At 60.0% G+C, this 15,907-nt stretch carries 18 protein-coding genes and 2 pseudogenes; 7 read left to right on the top strand and 13 right to left on the bottom strand.

Annotated features, from left to right (window positions below):
- Positions 1 to 330: 330 nt before the first annotated feature.
- Both AC1VON_RS21620 and AC1VON_RS21615 read left to right on the top strand, forming a co-directional pair.
- The gene (locus AC1VON_RS21620) at positions 331 to 1,932 is read left to right on the top strand and encodes an MBL fold metallo-hydrolase (protein ID WP_172350416.1); all 1,602 of its coding nucleotides are present in this window, start codon (positions 331 to 333) and stop codon (positions 1,930 to 1,932) included.
- A gap of 207 nt (positions 1,933 to 2,139) precedes the next feature.
- Complete coding sequence (locus tag AC1VON_RS21615) at positions 2,140 to 2,802, top strand: nitroreductase family protein (RefSeq protein ID WP_483124791.1); 663 nt, start codon at positions 2,140 to 2,142, stop codon at positions 2,800 to 2,802.
- Between the two features lie 77 nt (positions 2,803 to 2,879).
- Here the strand turns inward: AC1VON_RS21615 and AC1VON_RS21610 are convergent.
- Positions 2,880 to 3,209 (bottom strand): annotated as a pseudogene (locus AC1VON_RS21610) (ornithine carbamoyltransferase); the annotation flags it as partial.
- 581 nt (positions 3,210 to 3,790) lie between these two features.
- Here AC1VON_RS21610 and AC1VON_RS21605 point away from each other — a divergent pair.
- Positions 3,791 to 4,027, top strand: coding sequence for a hypothetical protein (locus AC1VON_RS21605; protein ID WP_483124790.1), 237 nt, complete (start codon positions 3,791 to 3,793; stop codon positions 4,025 to 4,027).
- Between the two features lie 102 nt (positions 4,028 to 4,129).
- Here the strand turns inward: AC1VON_RS21605 and AC1VON_RS21600 are convergent, their stop codons facing one another.
- The 3 genes from AC1VON_RS21600 to AC1VON_RS21590 all read right to left on the bottom strand — a co-directional run bounded on the left by AC1VON_RS21600 (position 4,130) and on the right by AC1VON_RS21590 (position 6,399).
- Complete coding sequence (locus AC1VON_RS21600) at positions 4,130 to 4,669, bottom strand: Hsp20/alpha crystallin family protein (protein ID WP_172350418.1); 540 nt, start codon at positions 4,667 to 4,669, stop codon at positions 4,130 to 4,132.
- A gap of 375 nt (positions 4,670 to 5,044) precedes the next feature.
- Positions 5,045 to 5,488 carry a DUF3775 domain-containing protein gene (locus tag AC1VON_RS21595; protein WP_483124789.1) on the bottom strand — a complete coding sequence of 148 codons (444 nt, stop codon included), beginning with the start codon at positions 5,486 to 5,488 and terminating at the stop codon, positions 5,045 to 5,047.
- The gene (locus tag AC1VON_RS21590; RefSeq protein ID WP_483124788.1) at positions 5,488 to 6,399 is read right to left on the bottom strand and encodes a DNA-binding protein; all 912 of its coding nucleotides are present in this window, start codon (positions 6,397 to 6,399) and stop codon (positions 5,488 to 5,490) included. Before AC1VON_RS21590 ends, AC1VON_RS21595 begins: the two co-directional genes overlap by 1 nt.
- Before the next feature lie 207 nt (positions 6,400 to 6,606).
- Here AC1VON_RS21590 and AC1VON_RS21585 point away from each other — a divergent pair, with 207 nt between their 5' ends.
- Positions 6,607 to 7,884 carry an NRAMP family divalent metal transporter gene (locus AC1VON_RS21585; RefSeq protein ID WP_483124787.1) on the top strand — a complete coding sequence of 426 codons (1,278 nt, stop codon included), beginning with the start codon at positions 6,607 to 6,609 and terminating at the stop codon, positions 7,882 to 7,884.
- Between the two features lie 13 nt (positions 7,885 to 7,897).
- Here the strand turns inward: AC1VON_RS21585 and AC1VON_RS21580 are convergent.
- The 3 genes and pseudogenes from AC1VON_RS21580 to AC1VON_RS21570 all read right to left on the bottom strand — a co-directional run.
- A pseudogene (locus tag AC1VON_RS21580) lies at positions 7,898 to 8,100 on the bottom strand (ABC transporter ATP-binding protein); the annotation flags it as partial.
- 89 nt (positions 8,101 to 8,189) lie between these two features.
- Entirely contained in the window at positions 8,190 to 8,897 is a 708-nt protein-coding gene (locus tag AC1VON_RS21575) for a CBS domain-containing protein (protein WP_483124786.1), read from the bottom strand.
- 111 nt (positions 8,898 to 9,008) lie between these two features.
- Positions 9,009 to 9,245 carry a hypothetical protein gene (locus tag AC1VON_RS21570; protein ID WP_483124785.1) on the bottom strand — a complete coding sequence of 79 codons (237 nt, stop codon included), beginning with the start codon at positions 9,243 to 9,245 and terminating at the stop codon, positions 9,009 to 9,011.
- Between the two features lie 14 nt (positions 9,246 to 9,259).
- On the opposite strand from AC1VON_RS21570, the gene AC1VON_RS21565 reads away from it, so the two are divergent.
- The 3 genes from AC1VON_RS21565 (at position 9,260) to AC1VON_RS21555 (ending at position 11,160) form a co-directional block, all read left to right on the top strand.
- Positions 9,260 to 9,778 (top strand): pyridoxamine 5'-phosphate oxidase family protein, encoded by a 519-nt coding sequence (locus tag AC1VON_RS21565; RefSeq protein ID WP_483124784.1) that lies wholly within the window; start codon positions 9,260 to 9,262, stop codon positions 9,776 to 9,778.
- Positions 9,779 to 9,909: 131 nt separating this feature from the next.
- Positions 9,910 to 10,557 (top strand): BON domain-containing protein, encoded by a 648-nt coding sequence (locus AC1VON_RS21560; protein WP_483124783.1) that lies wholly within the window; start codon positions 9,910 to 9,912, stop codon positions 10,555 to 10,557.
- A 198-nt stretch (positions 10,558 to 10,755) separates the two neighbouring features.
- Positions 10,756 to 11,160, top strand: coding sequence for a baeRF12 domain-containing protein (locus AC1VON_RS21555; protein ID WP_483124782.1), 405 nt, complete (start codon positions 10,756 to 10,758; stop codon positions 11,158 to 11,160).
- A gap of 113 nt (positions 11,161 to 11,273) precedes the next feature.
- Here the strand turns inward: AC1VON_RS21555 and AC1VON_RS21550 are convergent, their stop codons facing one another.
- From AC1VON_RS21550 to AC1VON_RS21525, 6 genes are all read right to left on the bottom strand, one after another.
- On the bottom strand, positions 11,274 to 11,489 hold the full coding sequence (locus AC1VON_RS21550; protein WP_172350426.1) for a hypothetical protein: 216 nt from the start codon (positions 11,487 to 11,489) through the stop codon (positions 11,274 to 11,276).
- An 87-nt stretch (positions 11,490 to 11,576) separates the two neighbouring features.
- Entirely contained in the window at positions 11,577 to 11,786 is a 210-nt protein-coding gene (locus AC1VON_RS21545; protein ID WP_172352968.1) for a ChaB family protein, read from the bottom strand.
- Positions 11,787 to 11,794: 8 nt separating this feature from the next.
- Entirely contained in the window at positions 11,795 to 12,184 is a 390-nt protein-coding gene (locus AC1VON_RS21540; RefSeq protein ID WP_483124781.1) for a hypothetical protein, read from the bottom strand.
- Between the two features lie 18 nt (positions 12,185 to 12,202).
- Positions 12,203 to 13,018 carry a universal stress protein gene (locus tag AC1VON_RS21535; protein ID WP_172350427.1) on the bottom strand — a complete coding sequence of 272 codons (816 nt, stop codon included), beginning with the start codon at positions 13,016 to 13,018 and terminating at the stop codon, positions 12,203 to 12,205.
- A gap of 240 nt (positions 13,019 to 13,258) precedes the next feature.
- A complete protein-coding gene (gene groL, locus AC1VON_RS21530; protein WP_483124780.1) occupies positions 13,259 to 14,881 on the bottom strand; it encodes a chaperonin GroEL in 1,623 nt (540 codons plus the stop codon).
- A gap of 399 nt (positions 14,882 to 15,280) precedes the next feature.
- A complete protein-coding gene (locus tag AC1VON_RS21525) occupies positions 15,281 to 15,739 on the bottom strand; it encodes a hypothetical protein (RefSeq protein ID WP_483124779.1) in 459 nt (152 codons plus the stop codon).
- Positions 15,740 to 15,907: the final 168 nt, after the last annotated feature.

The following is a 15,907-nucleotide window of genomic DNA, read 5'->3' as shown; positions in this document are numbered from 1 at the left end:
GCATTGCCAGACCACGGGCATCCCGCTCGACAGTCCAGAGCGCGAGAACCTAGCATCTCGCGTCATGGCGCTATTCAGTACCGGCAAGACGACTTTGGACGAGTTGAAATCTGCGTTGTCGAGCACCGACCGATAGTCGCCTTACAGCGCGCGGCAAGCGCTGGCCGCTGTGCTGGCCCGGCGATGCGGCCCGCGCGCCCTGGCGGGGCTGGCAGGCGGCAATCCCTGGCGTTTTCGCCCGGACGGCGCTATAGTCGTTGCCACGAAGATTGGCACGGTACGGCATGGCTCGGATGATATAGTGGGCCTGTCGCACTAGGTCGTGGCGAGATGAGAAGCGACACGGATCCTATCCTGCGTTTCCACGGCGCAGCCCGTGGCGTCACCGGTTCATGCTATGAGATCGAAACGGCGCACTGGCGGATCCTCGTCGACTGTGGCCTGTTCCAGGGGTCGAAGTCCGAGCGGGAATTGAACTACGGGGCATTCCCGTTTCCACCTGAAGCGATTGACGCGGTCATTCTGACGCACGCGCATATCGATCACAGCGGCCTGTTGCCGAAACTGGTCAAGCAGGGCTTTTCTGGTCCCATCCTTACGACCCTCGCCACCATCGACCTCTGCTCGGTCATGCTGCCGGATTCGGCGCATATCCAGGAAACGGAGGTCGAGCACCTGAACCGTCGCAACGCGCAGCGTGGGCGCCCGCTCGTTGAACCGATCTACAGCCAGCAAGATGCCGCCGCCTGCATGACCATGTTTCGGGCTTTGGAATATGGCGAATGGACTACGGTCGCCGAAGGCCTTCGCGCTCGGTTCTGGAACGCTGGCCATATGCTTGGTTCGGCATCCGTCGAGCTTGAGATCGATCGACACGAGGCGCCGCTGCGCATCATATTTTCGGGCGACATCGGGCCAGGCCACAAGCTGCTTCAAACCGATCCCGAGGGGCCCGCCGGCGTCGACTATCTGATCTGCGAGTCGACCTATGGCGACCGCGACCGGCCGGACGTTTCGCCCGAACAGCGGCGCTCCTTGCTCGGCGACATCGTGCGTGGCGCCGCCGAGGCCGTCGGCCCGCTCATCATTCCGTCCTTCGCTGTCGAAAGGACGCAAGAATTGCTGGTCGATCTGTATTTGCTCATGCAAGCGGGGAAGGTGCCGACAGCTCCGGTCTTCGTTGACTCGCCGCTGGCAACACGTGCCAGTGCGATTTTTGAGCGCCATGCCGATGAGATCGAACAGGGTGACGTGCTACGCCAGGCGCTCAAGTCCAAGGAGCTACGTTTTACCGAGACGGTGGAACAGAGCAAGGCGATCAACCGCCTGACCGGCTTCTTCGTGGTGATCGCTGCCAGCGGCATGTGCGACGCGGGGCGCATCCGCCATCATCTGAAGGCCAATCTCTGGCGCCGGAACGCCACGGTGATGATCGCCGGGTACCAAGCCCAGGGTTCGCTTGGCAGGATCCTGCTCGACGGGGCTCGGCGCGTGCGCATCCAGGGCGAAGAGGTGGAGGTCAAGGCGCATATAAGTCTATTCGACCTGTATTCCGGCCATGCCGACGCCGGCGAGCTGGTCGCCTGGGTCCAGGCTCGACTTCCGGTCAAGCAGGTGGCTTTCCTGACCCACGGCGAGGAAACGGGGCTCAGCGCTCTCAGCAAGCGGCTGCGAGGGTTGATCCCGGAAGGCAGGATCGTCATGCCGAGCCTGGATGACGCCTTCCGATTGACACCCGGCGGCAGTGTGCCGGTGGCACTCAACGAACCGCGCCGTCTGAGACCGGAAAAGGTCGCTCGCCTCGATTGGCACAACGACCTTTCCAAGCTTCTCCTGGATATAAATGAGGCGGTGAGCGCCGCGGCAGATGAGCGGGGTCGCGCAGCGGTTATCAGGCGCGTGCGCAGGGCGCTCGAAGAAAAGGGGGCATAAAGGTCGAAGACAGGCGAATTGATTCAGGGCAATGCGGCCCGCGAAAACCGATGCAAGAAGAGGTTAGACGGACAGCATATCGATGGCGGTCTGGTCCGCGAGTTGATCGGAGTTGCGATGTTGGCCCCGAGCGCTGCTGCGGCCTTGGGCGTTCATCTCGGCGAGTAATTTGTCTTCAGCCAAGAATCGGATCGCCGGAGAGGAAGAATGACCATGGCAGGCATATCGAGACGTGTTTTTCTGTCAATTGCATCCATGGTTGCAGCTTTCTCCAACCGGACTGCACTAGCCGACACGTCTTCCAGCTTGCCGGACGCTGCCAAGAATGGAGGGATGTCATTGCTCGAGGCGCTTTCGCTCAGGCAATCGACACGGCTCTTCGCCGACAAACCCATTGATGACGAGACCCTTTCGACATTGCTTTGGTGCGCCTTCGGCATCAACAGGCCGAACAGCGGCGGCCATACGGCGCCTTCATGGCATGGCGCCATGGAGACCGACATCTATGTCGCCGACGAACGGGGCGTGCGCAAATTCGACCCGGCCGGACAGGCTGCCGTGACCATTCTTTCGCGCGACATTCGGCGCTTGGCAAGCAAGGAGACTTTTGTTGAAACCGCGCCTGCAGTCCTGATCTACTGCGCCGATAGGGTGCGCTTGCATGTTGCGAACGAAGATCAGGCAAGTGCGTTTGCCCATGTCGACGCGGGCATCGTGGCGCAAAACGTCTATCTCTACTGCGCATCGGCCGGTCTGGGTACGTGCCTGGTGGGCGGGGTGGACCAGCCGACGCTTGGCAAGGTGCTTGGCCTGCCGCAGACGCAGTTCGTGACCTTCGTGCAACCTGTAGGATATCCGAGTTCAGGTTGATGGAGCTCTACACTCCATCAGCCTTTGATTGTGCTCACGACATCTTGCCCGATTTTGACGAACCCGGTTCTGAGCCGCATCCGGCCGAGCACGCGAGCTGTGTCCTTCATGGATTCCTTGGTGGCCGATATGGCTGCCCGTGGGGCCGAAATAGGTGACATGAGCGCCCTGGTCATGAGCCGCTACCTCGAACCCCGTCCGCGTCCGCGTGCGCGTGGAATCCTTCTCGAAGATCAGCGCGATGTTGTTCCTGACAAGACGAGGGATCTCGTGTCCGGCGGGCTTGGCCGCCTTGAGATCGGCCGCCAGCTTGAGAAGAAGCGGATCTCGTCGGCGGTCAGATCGTCCAGGGTCAGGACGGATCGGACCTTGCTTGATCTGCTCGCGAATGAAGAGGAAAAACTCAGGCAAGCCGAGGAAGCTGATAGATAGGGGAAAAAGTGCCCATGACAATAATAGAAAACCCCTCCAACATCGCCGCTAAACATCCTTGCTGGAAGGTTCCCACGTTCTCCAATGGGTAGGTGAGATGTCCACCCGTTCCTTCGTGGCCGACTTGGTCCAGCCTGTCAGTATGCGCCTGCAGGGAAAGACTAGGGCGTGAACGCCGTCCCCATCCATGACGGCCAATTCCAAATCCCGATCAAAAGGGGCGGTCGATATTGGTTGCCACATGGATTCATTTTTGGAAGGAACGGCCAAAGCGTCCTTGACGCAGGTCAAATCCAAAGACTTGCCGGGCACGTGAATGCCTCCAAACGGCGATCAGAAGTCGAGTTTCCCGTGGTTGGGCCGCCATGTTCCGCAAGGTCTGCCATTTCATCATCTCGCTGCTGCGCAGGTCCGGCACGTTTGATCGTGCCTCCCTGCTTTGGGAGTGAGACGCGCGGGAAGATGCTCTCGGTGGTGACGCTGGCTTCACCAAGATCGAAACGACGATCTGCCCCAATGACAACAATGGCGCAATGTCTGACATTGCGAAATTCGGTTGATCCTAAGGCGCTTTATTGCGCGTGCCAACATTGCCCACTTTCAGGATTTGCTCGCGCGCGAGACAGATCCCGAACAAAGGCGTGTCATCGAAGGCTTGCTGGCGTTGGAGCAGAAGAAGCTTGAGATGGCCGAAAGCCAAGCTCGCGATCAGTCCCGCGCGCCGGCAAACCAGGAAGTGTCGTCAAACAATTGCATTGATATGGTGCGGCAAAGCGGTCCGGGGTCGAAATAGTTTCGCTATCCGGACTAGGCACCCAACCAAACGCAGCTTGGCATATCGTCCTTTGAAGAAGGTCTCAGCGCGCCGGATAGACGCGCCGAGACAAGCGGGTCACTACGCAGCCTTGACCGTGATCTTCTTCTCGGCCTTCTGGGCTTCGGCGGTCTTGGGCAGTTTCACCGTCAACACGCCCTTGGCGAAGCTTGCATCGATCTTGTCGGCGTCGACGCCTTCAGGCAGTTGGAACGAACGCTGGAAGGAGCCGTAGCGGCGCTCGGACAGATAGTAGTCCTTGTCCTTCTCTTCCTTTTCGTCCCTCTTCTCGCCCTTGATCGTCAGCGTGTGGTTGGAGAGCTTGATCTCGACATTTTTCTCGTCGATGCCGGGCAGCTCGGCCGTGATCTCGTACTCCTTGTCCTTCTCGACCAGATCCATGGCGGGCGCGACTGGCCAACCCGCATTCCGCAGGGACGGCAGTTCACGGCCGAATAGGGACCGTGTCGAAGGCATGCGGAAGTCGAATGGGTGAAAGTCGTCGAATAGCCGGTCGATTTCGCGACGCAGGCTTTCGAACGGTGCTGTCCAGTTGTCGGACCGGGCAGGGGCAGTGCTCTTCTCAGTCTTGACGGGGAGTTTGGTGGCAGCTTCAGCCATGGTTTTTCTCCTTTGGTGAGTTGATCGGCAGGTATCGCCGCCTCCACTCTTCCACCTTTAGGTCTCCCAAGAGGTGCTAGAGCTGGAGGTCAGCGGACCTGCTTGCCAAGTGTCGTCGTCGAACTGGCCCATTGCTTCGCGAATCCGCGGTTTTGCCGCGGTCCATCGCGCCCGCGTCGCCAAATCTGGCTCGGCCTGGCAAGAACAGCATCAAAGCCGTTGCAAGGGGAGGCCTCATTGATCGACATCAATGGCGACTGGAAATGTTTCCCGCTGGAGTCGTGGTGGAGATGAGCGATCACCGAGTCTACAGCGCAATCAAATCATTACCGAGCCGGACGTCTTCCGTTAGCAAAGCGCACGGCGCGGTGATGACTAAAAGTGCTCGCGCTCAAATTCGAGGCAGGAGTAGCCGAGTGTCGAAAGACCGTCGGCGAGATGGTCCGCAAGCAGCGGCGTTCCACAGAGATAGTCGGCCGTGTGCTCATTGTGCGCCTCCGTCGCCTGCTGGCGGACACTTTGCCATTCGTCGGCGGATTGATCATCGCGACCCAGCCACATCAGGGCGACCAGGTCGATCTGTGCGTCGAGCGAAAGATCGGAAATCAGCGACTGCAGTTCTTCGAGGACGGGGTCGTCGGCATGATCCTCAAGGATCGCGGCGGAACGATCATCGGACGGATTGGAGGCGGGGCTGGGTTCGGTGACCGCATCCTTGGCATCGAATTCACGCGCCTTCATGATGATGAAGCATACGGTTTCGAGGGGAACTTCGAGTTCCGTTTCACCATTGCCAATACTGCTCGCCGCTTTTTCCATCATACTGTTTCCTTCAGTTGCTGTTCACTTTCGCGTCCCCGCACGACACGTCTGCCGATCATCGGACCATGTGTTTCGGTGACGACCGTACAGCGCCCTTCCGGCTGGCCCTCGGCCTGGAAATAGATCACGACCCAGTCGCGCGTCTTCGCCAGTTCGTGCGCCAGCCTGGTGTTCGAGAAAAACGCGGTGAAATGCCAGTTGTCATGTCGCGCATGCAGGACCGGCAGCCAGGCCTCGCGTTTCGGATTGAAGCGCTTTGGCGCAATCTTGCGAAGCGCCCCGGCCGCCGCCTTTTCGCGATACATGCGATCGACATCGAGCAGCATCGACACTGGCGGCAAGGGTTGAGATTGATAGGTCGTTCTCAGCCGAGCCCTGCCGAGCCGCTCGGCGAGGGCTGCCCCCAGCATCTCCTTGCGCCTGTGGCCGATACCCCTGATATGAAGCGCGCCGCTATGGAGCGCATTCTCGAGGTCTTCGAGGGTCTCGAGTTGCCCGTCCTCGGCGAGTCGGTGCGCGTATCGTGGTCCGATTCCGGGGATAGACCGAAACAACGCCTCCGGCTCCATCTCGCCGCGCAGCCGTTCCAACTGGGACCAGTGTCCCGTTGCGCCCATCTCGGCAATCGCGCCAGCCAGGCCTGTTCCGATGGCCGGGAGGGCGATGAGGCCGTCGCGTCCTTCCCTTGCCAGGATCTCGCCTACCGGCCGTTCCAGCCTGGAAACGACATCCGCGGCCCTTCTGTAGGCCCGTGCACGGAAACCGTCGGCGCCCTGGCTGTCGAGGAGATCGGCAAAATCGCGGAATTTTGCTGCCACCCCGATGTTCTCGAGGAGCGGCTTGGTCGCCAATGGCGTCATTGGCTTGACGCCAGGGCTGGGCCTGGCGGTCTGAAGCGGCTCGGGCATGGCCCTCCCCAGTACAGGGGTTGAAAATTGTCGATTGCCCCTCATAGGCCGTTCGACGGCTCGCATCCTTGACGCGCATCAATCCATCGGTGTTCGAAACCGGATAGAAAAAATACGTGCTTCTTCGCGCTCGAAGGCTCGGAACAGCTCGGCGTGGCAATAGTGAGCTCGGTTCGCGTGACGAGAAAAGTGAGGGGGAATCATTCGATGGAACCGTCGGAGGCATCGGCTACCGCGCTTAGCAAACGCTACAACTTCTTCGGAAGCTTGGGCCCAGGCCTGATCACGGGGGCGGCTGATGATGATCCAAGCGGTATCGCCACCTATAGCCAGGTGGGCGCCCAATTCGGCTACTCTCTCGCATGGACCATGCTCTTCAGCTATCCGCTGATGGCTGTAACTCAAGGGATCAGTGCCGGGATCGGCGCGGTAACCGGCCAAGGTATCGCGCGCAATCTGCGTCGACACTACTCGCCCTGGCTGCTGCGTTTCGCCGTTCTTCTGCTGCTTGTCGCCAACGTCATCAACATCGGCGCCGACCTCGGCGCCATGGGAGCGGCGCTTGAATTGCTCATAGGTGGCCCGCAATATTTGTATGCGGTGTTGTTCGCGCTGACGTGCGTCTTCCTGGAAATCTTCGTGAGCTACCGACGCTACGTCACGGTGCTTAAATGGCTGACCCTGTCCCTGCTTGCCTATGTCGCGGTGGTGCTGTCGGTTCACGTGCCGTGGGGCACGGCGCTCTATGGCACGCTGGTTCCGCAGATCGCCTTCGACGGCGATCACGCCATGGCGCTGGTTGCCGTTCTTGGCACGACAATCAGTCCTTACCTCTTCTTTTGGCAAGCCGGGGAGGAGGTCGAGGAGCAGCACCGGCAACATCGTCAACGGCTGGGCGCCAACTCTCACGCTGCCGGGCCGGAGCTGTCGCGCATCCGGGGCGACACACTGTTCGGAATGGGCTTCTCCAACCTAGTGGCCATTGTCATCATCATCGCCACCGCGGCAACGCTCCATGCCAACGGGATCACGCAGATCCAAACCTCATCGCAGGCGGCCGAAGCGCTCAGGCCTGTCGCCGGGGAGTTTGCGTTCGCCATCTTCGCTGCCGGCATTATCGGCACGGGCATGCTTGCCATCCCTGTGCTTGCCGGCTCGGCCGCCTATGCAGTCGCGGAGATGTTTCGTTGGTCCGAAGGCCTCGATCGGCGCCCGCAAGATGCCAAGGCCTTCTACGGCACGATTGCGGTGGCGACGCTGGGTGGGGTAACTCTGACTTTTGTCGGCATGGATCCCATAAGAGCGCTCTATTGGAGTGCTGTGGTGAACGGAGTTCTGGCCGCTCCACTGATGGCGATCATGATGATGATCGCCATGAACCCTCGGATCATGGGCCATCTCACCTTGCCGCGCTGGATGGCTCTCGGCGGCGGGCTCGCCACGGCGGTGATGGCTCTGGCCTCAATTGGCTTTTTCGTGCTGTGACAAACGGAAGGGTCCTGCCGTCGACGACCTGGATGATGCGGTCGCAACGGCCAGCGAGATCTTGATTGTGGGTGATGACAAGGAAGGTCGTCCCACGCTCTGTGTTGAAGCGCCGCATCAAGTCGAAGACAGCATCGGCCGAGGCCGTGTCGAGATTGCAGGTCGGTTCATCGGATTCATCGCCAAGGCGCGGGCAATGGCCACGCGTTGCTGCTGCAAGCGCCTGTGACCTTGCGCCAGATCAATTCTGGCTCTCGGCTTGCCGGCTTCCGATCGCGCGGCCAAGCTCAGTTGGCTGTACCGCCTTAAGCTGGCGGCTCGACCACGATGCCGGACAGAGGCTCGACCCAGTACAGATGATCGGTCACGGATTTCACGCCGGCAACATTTTCTGCCGCGACAAGCGCGGCCTGACGCTCGCGCTCGTCAAGGATCGCGCCGTTCAGCTCGGCAATCCCTTTGTCGACCCTGACATGGATCATGTCTGTTCCAGCCCATGGCTGCGCCGCAAGCTCCGCAACGATTTTCTGACGAATCTGTTCGTCGGTTGCCACCGTCGAGTCGCCCTTTGGAAGAGAGCGAAGCAATGCGCGCAGAAGATCGGAACGTGTGACGATGCCGATAACTTTTCCGCCCTCGACCACCGGAATGCGTTTGACCTGGTGGCGCGTCATGAGTTCGACGACGTCCTCCAATGCGCTTTCAGGGGATGTCGTGACGACTTGTTCGGACATTACCTCGTCGACCCGACGGCCGTTGGCATGGACATACTCCTCGGCGACACGTCCTGGGCTGACGAGAAACTCCAGCCAGCGTGAGCGCTTGCGTTTCGTGCCCAATTCGCCGCGGCGCAGAAAATCGCCTTCACTGACAATCCCGACCAGCACGCCATCGCTGCGGATGACGGGAAGGCCGCTGATCTTGCGCGAGAGCATCAACCCGGCCGCGTCGGCGATCGATGCGGACGGTTCGACGCCAATGACGGGGGAAGTCATTATCGATGAGGCTTGCACGTTCGTCTCCTTCGAAATCCACACTTGTTCGGCTTGCCGCCGAGGGATCACGACAGCATGGAATAGCTGACCTCATCCTATTCCCTGGGCAGGCGGGCGCTTTGACCGGCGTCAAGGCAGGATTCCGACCGAGGTTGCAGTTTTCAAATCCAATCCTGCAAAATCTGGTTCGAGCGTCGAACGATGGGCAATGAGCATAGATTCAACATCGGCTACGTCGTGGCCGCCCTCCTGCTGCTCGAGAAGGAAACGCTGACGCCTGACGACTTCGCGCCGTTGCGGCGAACCGCCGAGTTGGTGCGGCGGCGTGAAGGCGACGCAGGCCGAGATGCTGGCCCATTTGAACAAACGAGGAGAGTGTCATGAAACACAAGCTTCAGCAGAAGATGATCGACATCCTGGCGCGTTGCATGGACATGACGATAGCAACGACCCGCTCCGATGGCTCGCCACAGGCGACGGTCGTCTCGTTCGCCCATGATGGTCTGCTGCTTTATTTCGGCTGCGGAGCCAGCTCGCAAAAGGCCATGAATATCTCTCGCGATCCGCGCGTTTCGGTGGCCCTGACCGCACCCTATGAGAACTGGCTGGAGATCAAGGGGTTGTCGATGGCGGCGACCGCGACGGAGGTCGTCTTGCCTTCCGAACTCACGGAAATCGGACGCATGATGGTGCAGCGCTTCCCGCAGATTTCGGCTGTCCAGCCCAGTGAGTCCGTACCTGTGAAGCTGTTCAGAGTACGGCCCACGATCGTCTCTGTGCTCGACTATTCCCTGGGTTTTGGTCACACCGACCTAGTCAAAGTCGAGGCCGATGACATCGCCGAGACCCTGGACAGCATGCGACACCATTGGCTCGTGGGCACTCCCGCCAGCTCTTGACGATCGCGTCGATCGACCAAGCAGCTGACTATCCGACGCGGCATTGAGCCGGATCAATGAGCAAGGGCGCAAAAGATGCTTTTTGTTGACGCTGCGGGCGAGAAGTCCGCTCAACAAACAGGAGACAGACCATGACGGATTTAACGTTGCGTCAGAACATTCTCGATGAATTGGAATTCGAGCCGAGCATCGACGCTGCACACATCGGCGTCGCCGTGGAAGATGGCATCGTCACCCTTACCGGACATGTTTCTTCCTACTGGGAAAAGACCACCGCCGAAAATGTGGTCAAGCGGGTCAAGGGCGTGAAGGGTCTCGCCGAGGAAATCGAAGTCCGGCTGATTGGCCAGAAGGGGACCGCGGACGACGAGATCGCCAAACGTGCGGTCAATGCGGTCACCTGGAACGTCTCCATCCCGAGGGACAAGGTGCAGATCAAGGTCCAGGACGGCTGGATCACGCTGACCGGGAAAGTTGAATGGCAGTACCAGAAGAACGCGGCGGCCGAGGCGGTGCGCGGGCTGGCCGGCGTTGTCGGTATTGCCAATCAGATCGAAGTCACCCCTCGTGCCTCGGTGCCCGACGTCAAGAAGCGCATCGAGGACGCGCTGAAACGTGATGCGGAAATCGAAGCCCAGGCGATCCGCGTCATCGTTCTGGATGGCAAGGTTACCCTTGAAGGCAAGGTCAAGGCTTGGTCCGAGCGCCAGGCAGCCGAGCGTGCCGCCTGGTCGTCGCCGGGCGTCCGGGCGGTGGACGATCGGATTTCCATAATCTGATGAGGCCGACAAGGCCGGCGCGGCGGCTTCCATGAGTTGCCGCCACGCCGATGCAGCGCGGTGCGTATTCGGTTAAGAGAAGCACGCTCGGAGGAAGAGGGCGCGCTCTTCCAGTTCACGAGGCGACGAAGATCGTTGCCAAGGATGGCGAGGCAGTGCGTTGGACCTCGATCAAGACCGTGTCAAAGGAGAAACAAAATGATTCTGGCTAATGGCACTATCATCGCGGTCACCGACGGCGAGAACCTGCGTCTCTTCCGCAACAAGAGCCCCGAACCCCGGATCGACCTGGTGGAATTGCCCGAACCGATGCTGCATTCGGCTAACACGGGCTCGGGCGGACGGCATCGCAGTTCCGCGGCCAATCCCGATGATTCCCGCCTGCGGGAAGACGACTTTGCCGCCACCGTGGCAGCCTATCTCAATCGCGAAGCGCTGGCGGAAGCGTTCCAGCATGTGGTGGTGATCGCCGATCCGCGCACGCTGGGCGAACTGCGCAAGCACTTTCAGCCTTCGCTGAAAGCAAAGCTGGTGGGCGAGCTGGCCAAGGATCTCGCGAAACATCCCGCCGAGGCGATCGAGAACACGTTGGCGGCGGCTTGAGCCCCGCCCAGATCATCGACCAAACCCTGCCGATCTCGACTATCGTCGAGAACCTTTTAGCATGGCGACTTTGGGCGGATTGGATGCTCAGTTCAATTTGAACGCATCCCGGTTTAGAGGAGTGAGAAGCTCGAGCCAAGGAAGACGAGAAACTGACCGGTGATCAGGGGAATTTTCAACATGGGCCCATTCTCGCCGCTGTCCTGGATCGGCGATCCCGCGACGTAAGGGTGCACCTTCAGGATGTTTTTCCAGATCGTTGGAAAATCCGCTCCCTTGTTCTTTTCAGCGTTGCACGCATTGAGAAGCCCCGCGACGATGTGAGTCATTGAACCCGTATTAATTAAGCGCCTGTTTTGAAATCATATGAATGAACACGACACGGATGGTTTTGATTTCGATCAAACTGCGCGGGCTCAAATGAGCACCCAGCCTTTGCCTTGCTTTCGATAAAGGCGCTTCACGGCAGCCCAAGCGACGCGGTAGGCAGTCTCTTCACGCCTTTCGCCTTGGTCGGCATATTCGTCCCAGGCGCTGTTGAAAGCAGCGCGAAAGATCTCCCTCGCATGCAGGGGCAGATGCGCCCTGACAGACGGTGGAAGATCCTTCTCGGTCGCATAGGGCATTGCCATTCTCACTGCAGCCAAGCCAACGCCCATGGCTGGGATGTGGCTGATGAACATCGGACGTGGCCGACGCGGACGATCAGCTTGACATGAAGCGGCAGAGCCGGCTGTCGTCGAGCAGCGGGCGGGTAACGCCGCCGAATACCCATTCCCCTGATCCGACTGTGCCCGTAGGCGCCTGACACGACCAGGTCTGCGTTGGCGGAGCTCAGGAAGTCGACCAGCCCGTCGCTCTCGTCATCGGCCTTCAGCACTTCGGTGCGCGCCGTGATGCCATGCGTTGCCATGAAGGTCGCGACATCGTTGATGCCGGCCCCGGTCCTGTCGCTGGGCTCTGAGTCGACCGTGACCACGATCGCCTCGTTTGCCATCGCCATCAGCGGCACGGTGTCGGTCACCGCGCTGCATTCAGCGCGTCAGTTCGAGAACAAGCGGTCGACGGAGCCATTCCTGAGCAGGGAGCGGGTCATGCCGCCAAAGGCCCATTCGCGCAGCCGGCTATGACCGTAGCCACCGGCGACGACAAGATCGGCACCCATGCCATGGGCGAGTTCGATGATGGTTTCGCAAGCATCCTTATGATCCGAGTCCAGGACTTCCGATCTCGCCTTGATGCCGTGCCTCATCATGAACCGGACGACGTCGCTGACACTTTCGCGCGCATCTCTCTGGTTCTGTTCTTCGATCGTCGCCACGAGCACATCTTGTGCGCCGGTCAGGAAGGGCAATGCATCGGTGACTGCTCGCCGAGCCTCGCGGGTATCCTTCCACGCGACCAGAACGTTCTTGGGGTCGGGTGGAACAAGCCGGTCGGCCGCAATCAGCACAGGCCGTCCGGCCGACAGCACAAATGTTCCGATGTCGACCACCCGGTGGTGATCAGCGCCGGAGACCGGCGTTCCCGTCACGACGAGATCGGCGGCGCGGGCATGCATCGCGAGCAGACGTGTCGGGTCCCCGATCTCTTCACGCCATGTGGCGTCGTCTCCGACGAGGCTCAGGAATTCCTCCTTCAGAATCTTCAGGCGATCCTCGATCTCGATCCGGCGCTCACGCATGATTTCCGCCGCCGCCATGCCGCCATCGTCACCCGGAACAAACACGTATGAATCGGCTGCGGCGAAACCGATCAGCGTAGCTTCGAAGCGCCGCGCCAACTCCAGCGCATAGGTCGCTCGCGGCGCTGCCGGAGAATCGACGTCGAGTTGAACCATGATGGTGTTGAAGATCATTTCCGTGCCTCCGATGAGATTTGTTGCAAGATCACCGGAGGTCCGATCTCGCGCCTTGATGCGTATCAAAGTCCGCATATCTTGTAAGTCCGTCAGGGCACATCGTCATCGCCGGCTTGCGAGACGCTGGACGCAGTAGCCAAGAGAGAACAAGCCACTTGAATGAGAATGCGGGCAGCGCGGCATTGCTGCGCCGAAATCATCATCGAGTTTGTCTTGGCAACGACGTTTCGCGCGGTATTACATAGTCATCTCTGGTTCGAGAGCGCGTTCTTTCGCCGGTTCCGGAATTTCGGTCATGGTCGCTTCCGTCAAGAGCAGAACGCTCGCGACCGAGACGGCGTTTTCCAGAGCGATGCGCACCACTTTGGTCGGGTCGATGATCCCGGCCTCGACGAGATCGACGTATTCCTTGCGGCCCGCATCGAAGCCGAAATTGCCGATGCCTTCAATCATCTTGGCAATGACGACCCCGCCGTCGACTGCTGAATTTTCTGCAATCTGCCTGACTGGTGCTTCCAGCGCGCGCTTGAGGATCTGTACGCCGGTCCGCTCGTCGCCCTCGCAATGCTGCTCCTCGTCAGCCACGGTCGCGATGCAGCGCAAGAGGGCAAGCCCGCCGCCTGGCACTATACCTTCGGCGACCGCGGCCTTCGTGGCGCTGATGGCATCGTCGAGCGCTTCCTTCTTCGATTTCATCTCGGCCTCTGTCGGCGCGCCGACCTTGATGACGGCGACGCCGCCCGCAAGCTTGGCCAGCCGCTCCTGCAGCTTTTCGCGATCATAGTCGCTCGTCGTGTTGTCGATCTCGCGCCGAATCTGCTCAACACGGCCCTTGATCGCCTTTGCGTCTCCGCTGCCGCCGATGATCGTCGTATTGTCCTTGTCGACGACAATGCGCTTCGCGCGCCCCAACTGCTCCATGGTCACATTTTCCAGTTTGAGCCCGAGGTCTTCGGAGATGACCTGGCCGCCGGTCAGGATGGCAATGTCCTGCAGCATGGCCTTGCGGCGATCGCCGAAGCCAGGTGCCTTTACGGCACAGTTCTTGAAGGTGCCCCGGATCTGGTTGACGATGAGCGTCGCAAGGGCCTCGCCTTCGACTTCCTCGGCGATCACCAGCAAGGGCGAACCGGACTTCGCCACGGCTTCAAGCAGCTTGATAAGATCATTCAGCGAAGCGATCTTCTTTTCGACGATCAGCACGAGCGCGTCTTCGAGGACCGCTTCCATCTTCTCCGGATCGGTCACGAAATATGGCGACAGGAATCCGCGATCGAACTGCATGCCTTCGACGACGTCGAGGACTGTTTCCGTGGTCTTCAATTCTTCGACCGTGATGACACCTTCGCCGCCGACCTTCTCCATTGCTTCGCCGACCAACTGGCCGATGAGGGGATCGTTGTGCGCGGAGATCGTTGCCACCTGTTCCTTTTCTCGACGGGTCGAGACCGGCCGAGATATCTGCTTGAGTGTGTCAATCGCCCGTTTTGTTGCACGATCGAGACCTTTCTTGATGTCGATCGCGCTGGCGCCGGCAACGACATTGCGCACCCCGTCGGCGAACATCGCGTGGGCCAGGATGGTTGACGTGCTGGTGCCGTCACCGACCATGTCCCCAGTCTTCTCGGCTGCCTGCCTAAGCATCCGCGCGCCAAGATTCTCCTCGGGGTCCTTCAGGTCGAATTCCTTGGCGATGGTCACGCCGTCATTGCAGACGATGGGAGCGCCCCACTTCTTTTCGATCAGAACCGATTTCGAGCGCGGCCCGAGCGTCACGCGTACGGCGTCGGCGAGCTGGGTTGCGCCACGAAGAATCTTTTCGCGCGCTGCTGAACGAAACAATACCTGTTTGTGAGCCATGATCGCCTCCGAGCTATGATGCGTCTTGGCTAACAGGGATGAGGTCAGCCGGCTTTGATACGCATCAATCCGAGCGTCAGCCCAGGTTGACGAGGATCAAAGTAGACCCGTTTCCTGTTGGGTGGCTGTCAACGCAGCTTGGATAACAGCCATGCCACACAGCCCGAATTCGCTATCGAACGGGTCCCAAAACGTCAGTGAAACAAGTTGCCGCGATCAAGGCGTTGAGGGGCTCGGCCAAGCCGATCGCCAGCAGAGCAGCTATGCAAACGAATAGGGAGGAGTGAGTTTGAGCAATCTGTTGCGATAAAACGCATCCGCGGCGGACGTGTACTTTAGTGCTTCCGATTTTCATATCACGCTGGCGCCGTTGTTAAACCTTGCGCCGCGATCGACCGCTCAGCCGTTCCGCGACAGATGCACGTCCAGGACGGCGGCCTTCTTGGCGATCAGGCCTTCCAGATCCGCGTCCGATCGCTTGGTGCCGGTCCGTTCGCGCAGCAGCGAGATCACAGCGCTCATCGAAAGTGGGGCGGTTTGGGAAAGTGAGGCGGTTTGAGTGCCCAGAATGGCATCCACCGCGCTGGCAACATCCGGAGTCTCCGCTGGCGCTCGCATGGTCGGTTCCTTTCTGTTCAGGTCGGCCTCGGTGCCATCAGCCGGTCCCCTGGCGCCGCGATCGAAGACGACCGCCAGGCCGTTCTTCACCGCGAGTGCGGCGACCATATCGTCGAGCTTGCGATCGGAAAGGGCTGGGTCCGCTGGTTTCAGCATCCTGCGGATCACCCTGGCAGCCTGATCCGTCGATACGAAGCCATAACGCCGTTTTCTGGCCTCGACATATTGTTCGATGATCATGCTCAGGCGTCGGGCCGCGATATCCCTGGGCTCCTGCACCTAGGCCTCCTTAAGCTGAGTGCAACTCGGCAGCCAAAATGAAATAGGGCGGCTCGATCGAACGTCAAAGGCTCCCGACCATTTGACGCATCTGCGAATGAGGCCGGAACGATCCTGCGGCTGAGGCAT

It is taken from the genome of Mesorhizobium sp. HAY1-8B, from assembly GCF_056868045.1.
This window is presented reverse-complemented; position numbering and strand designations above follow the sequence as displayed.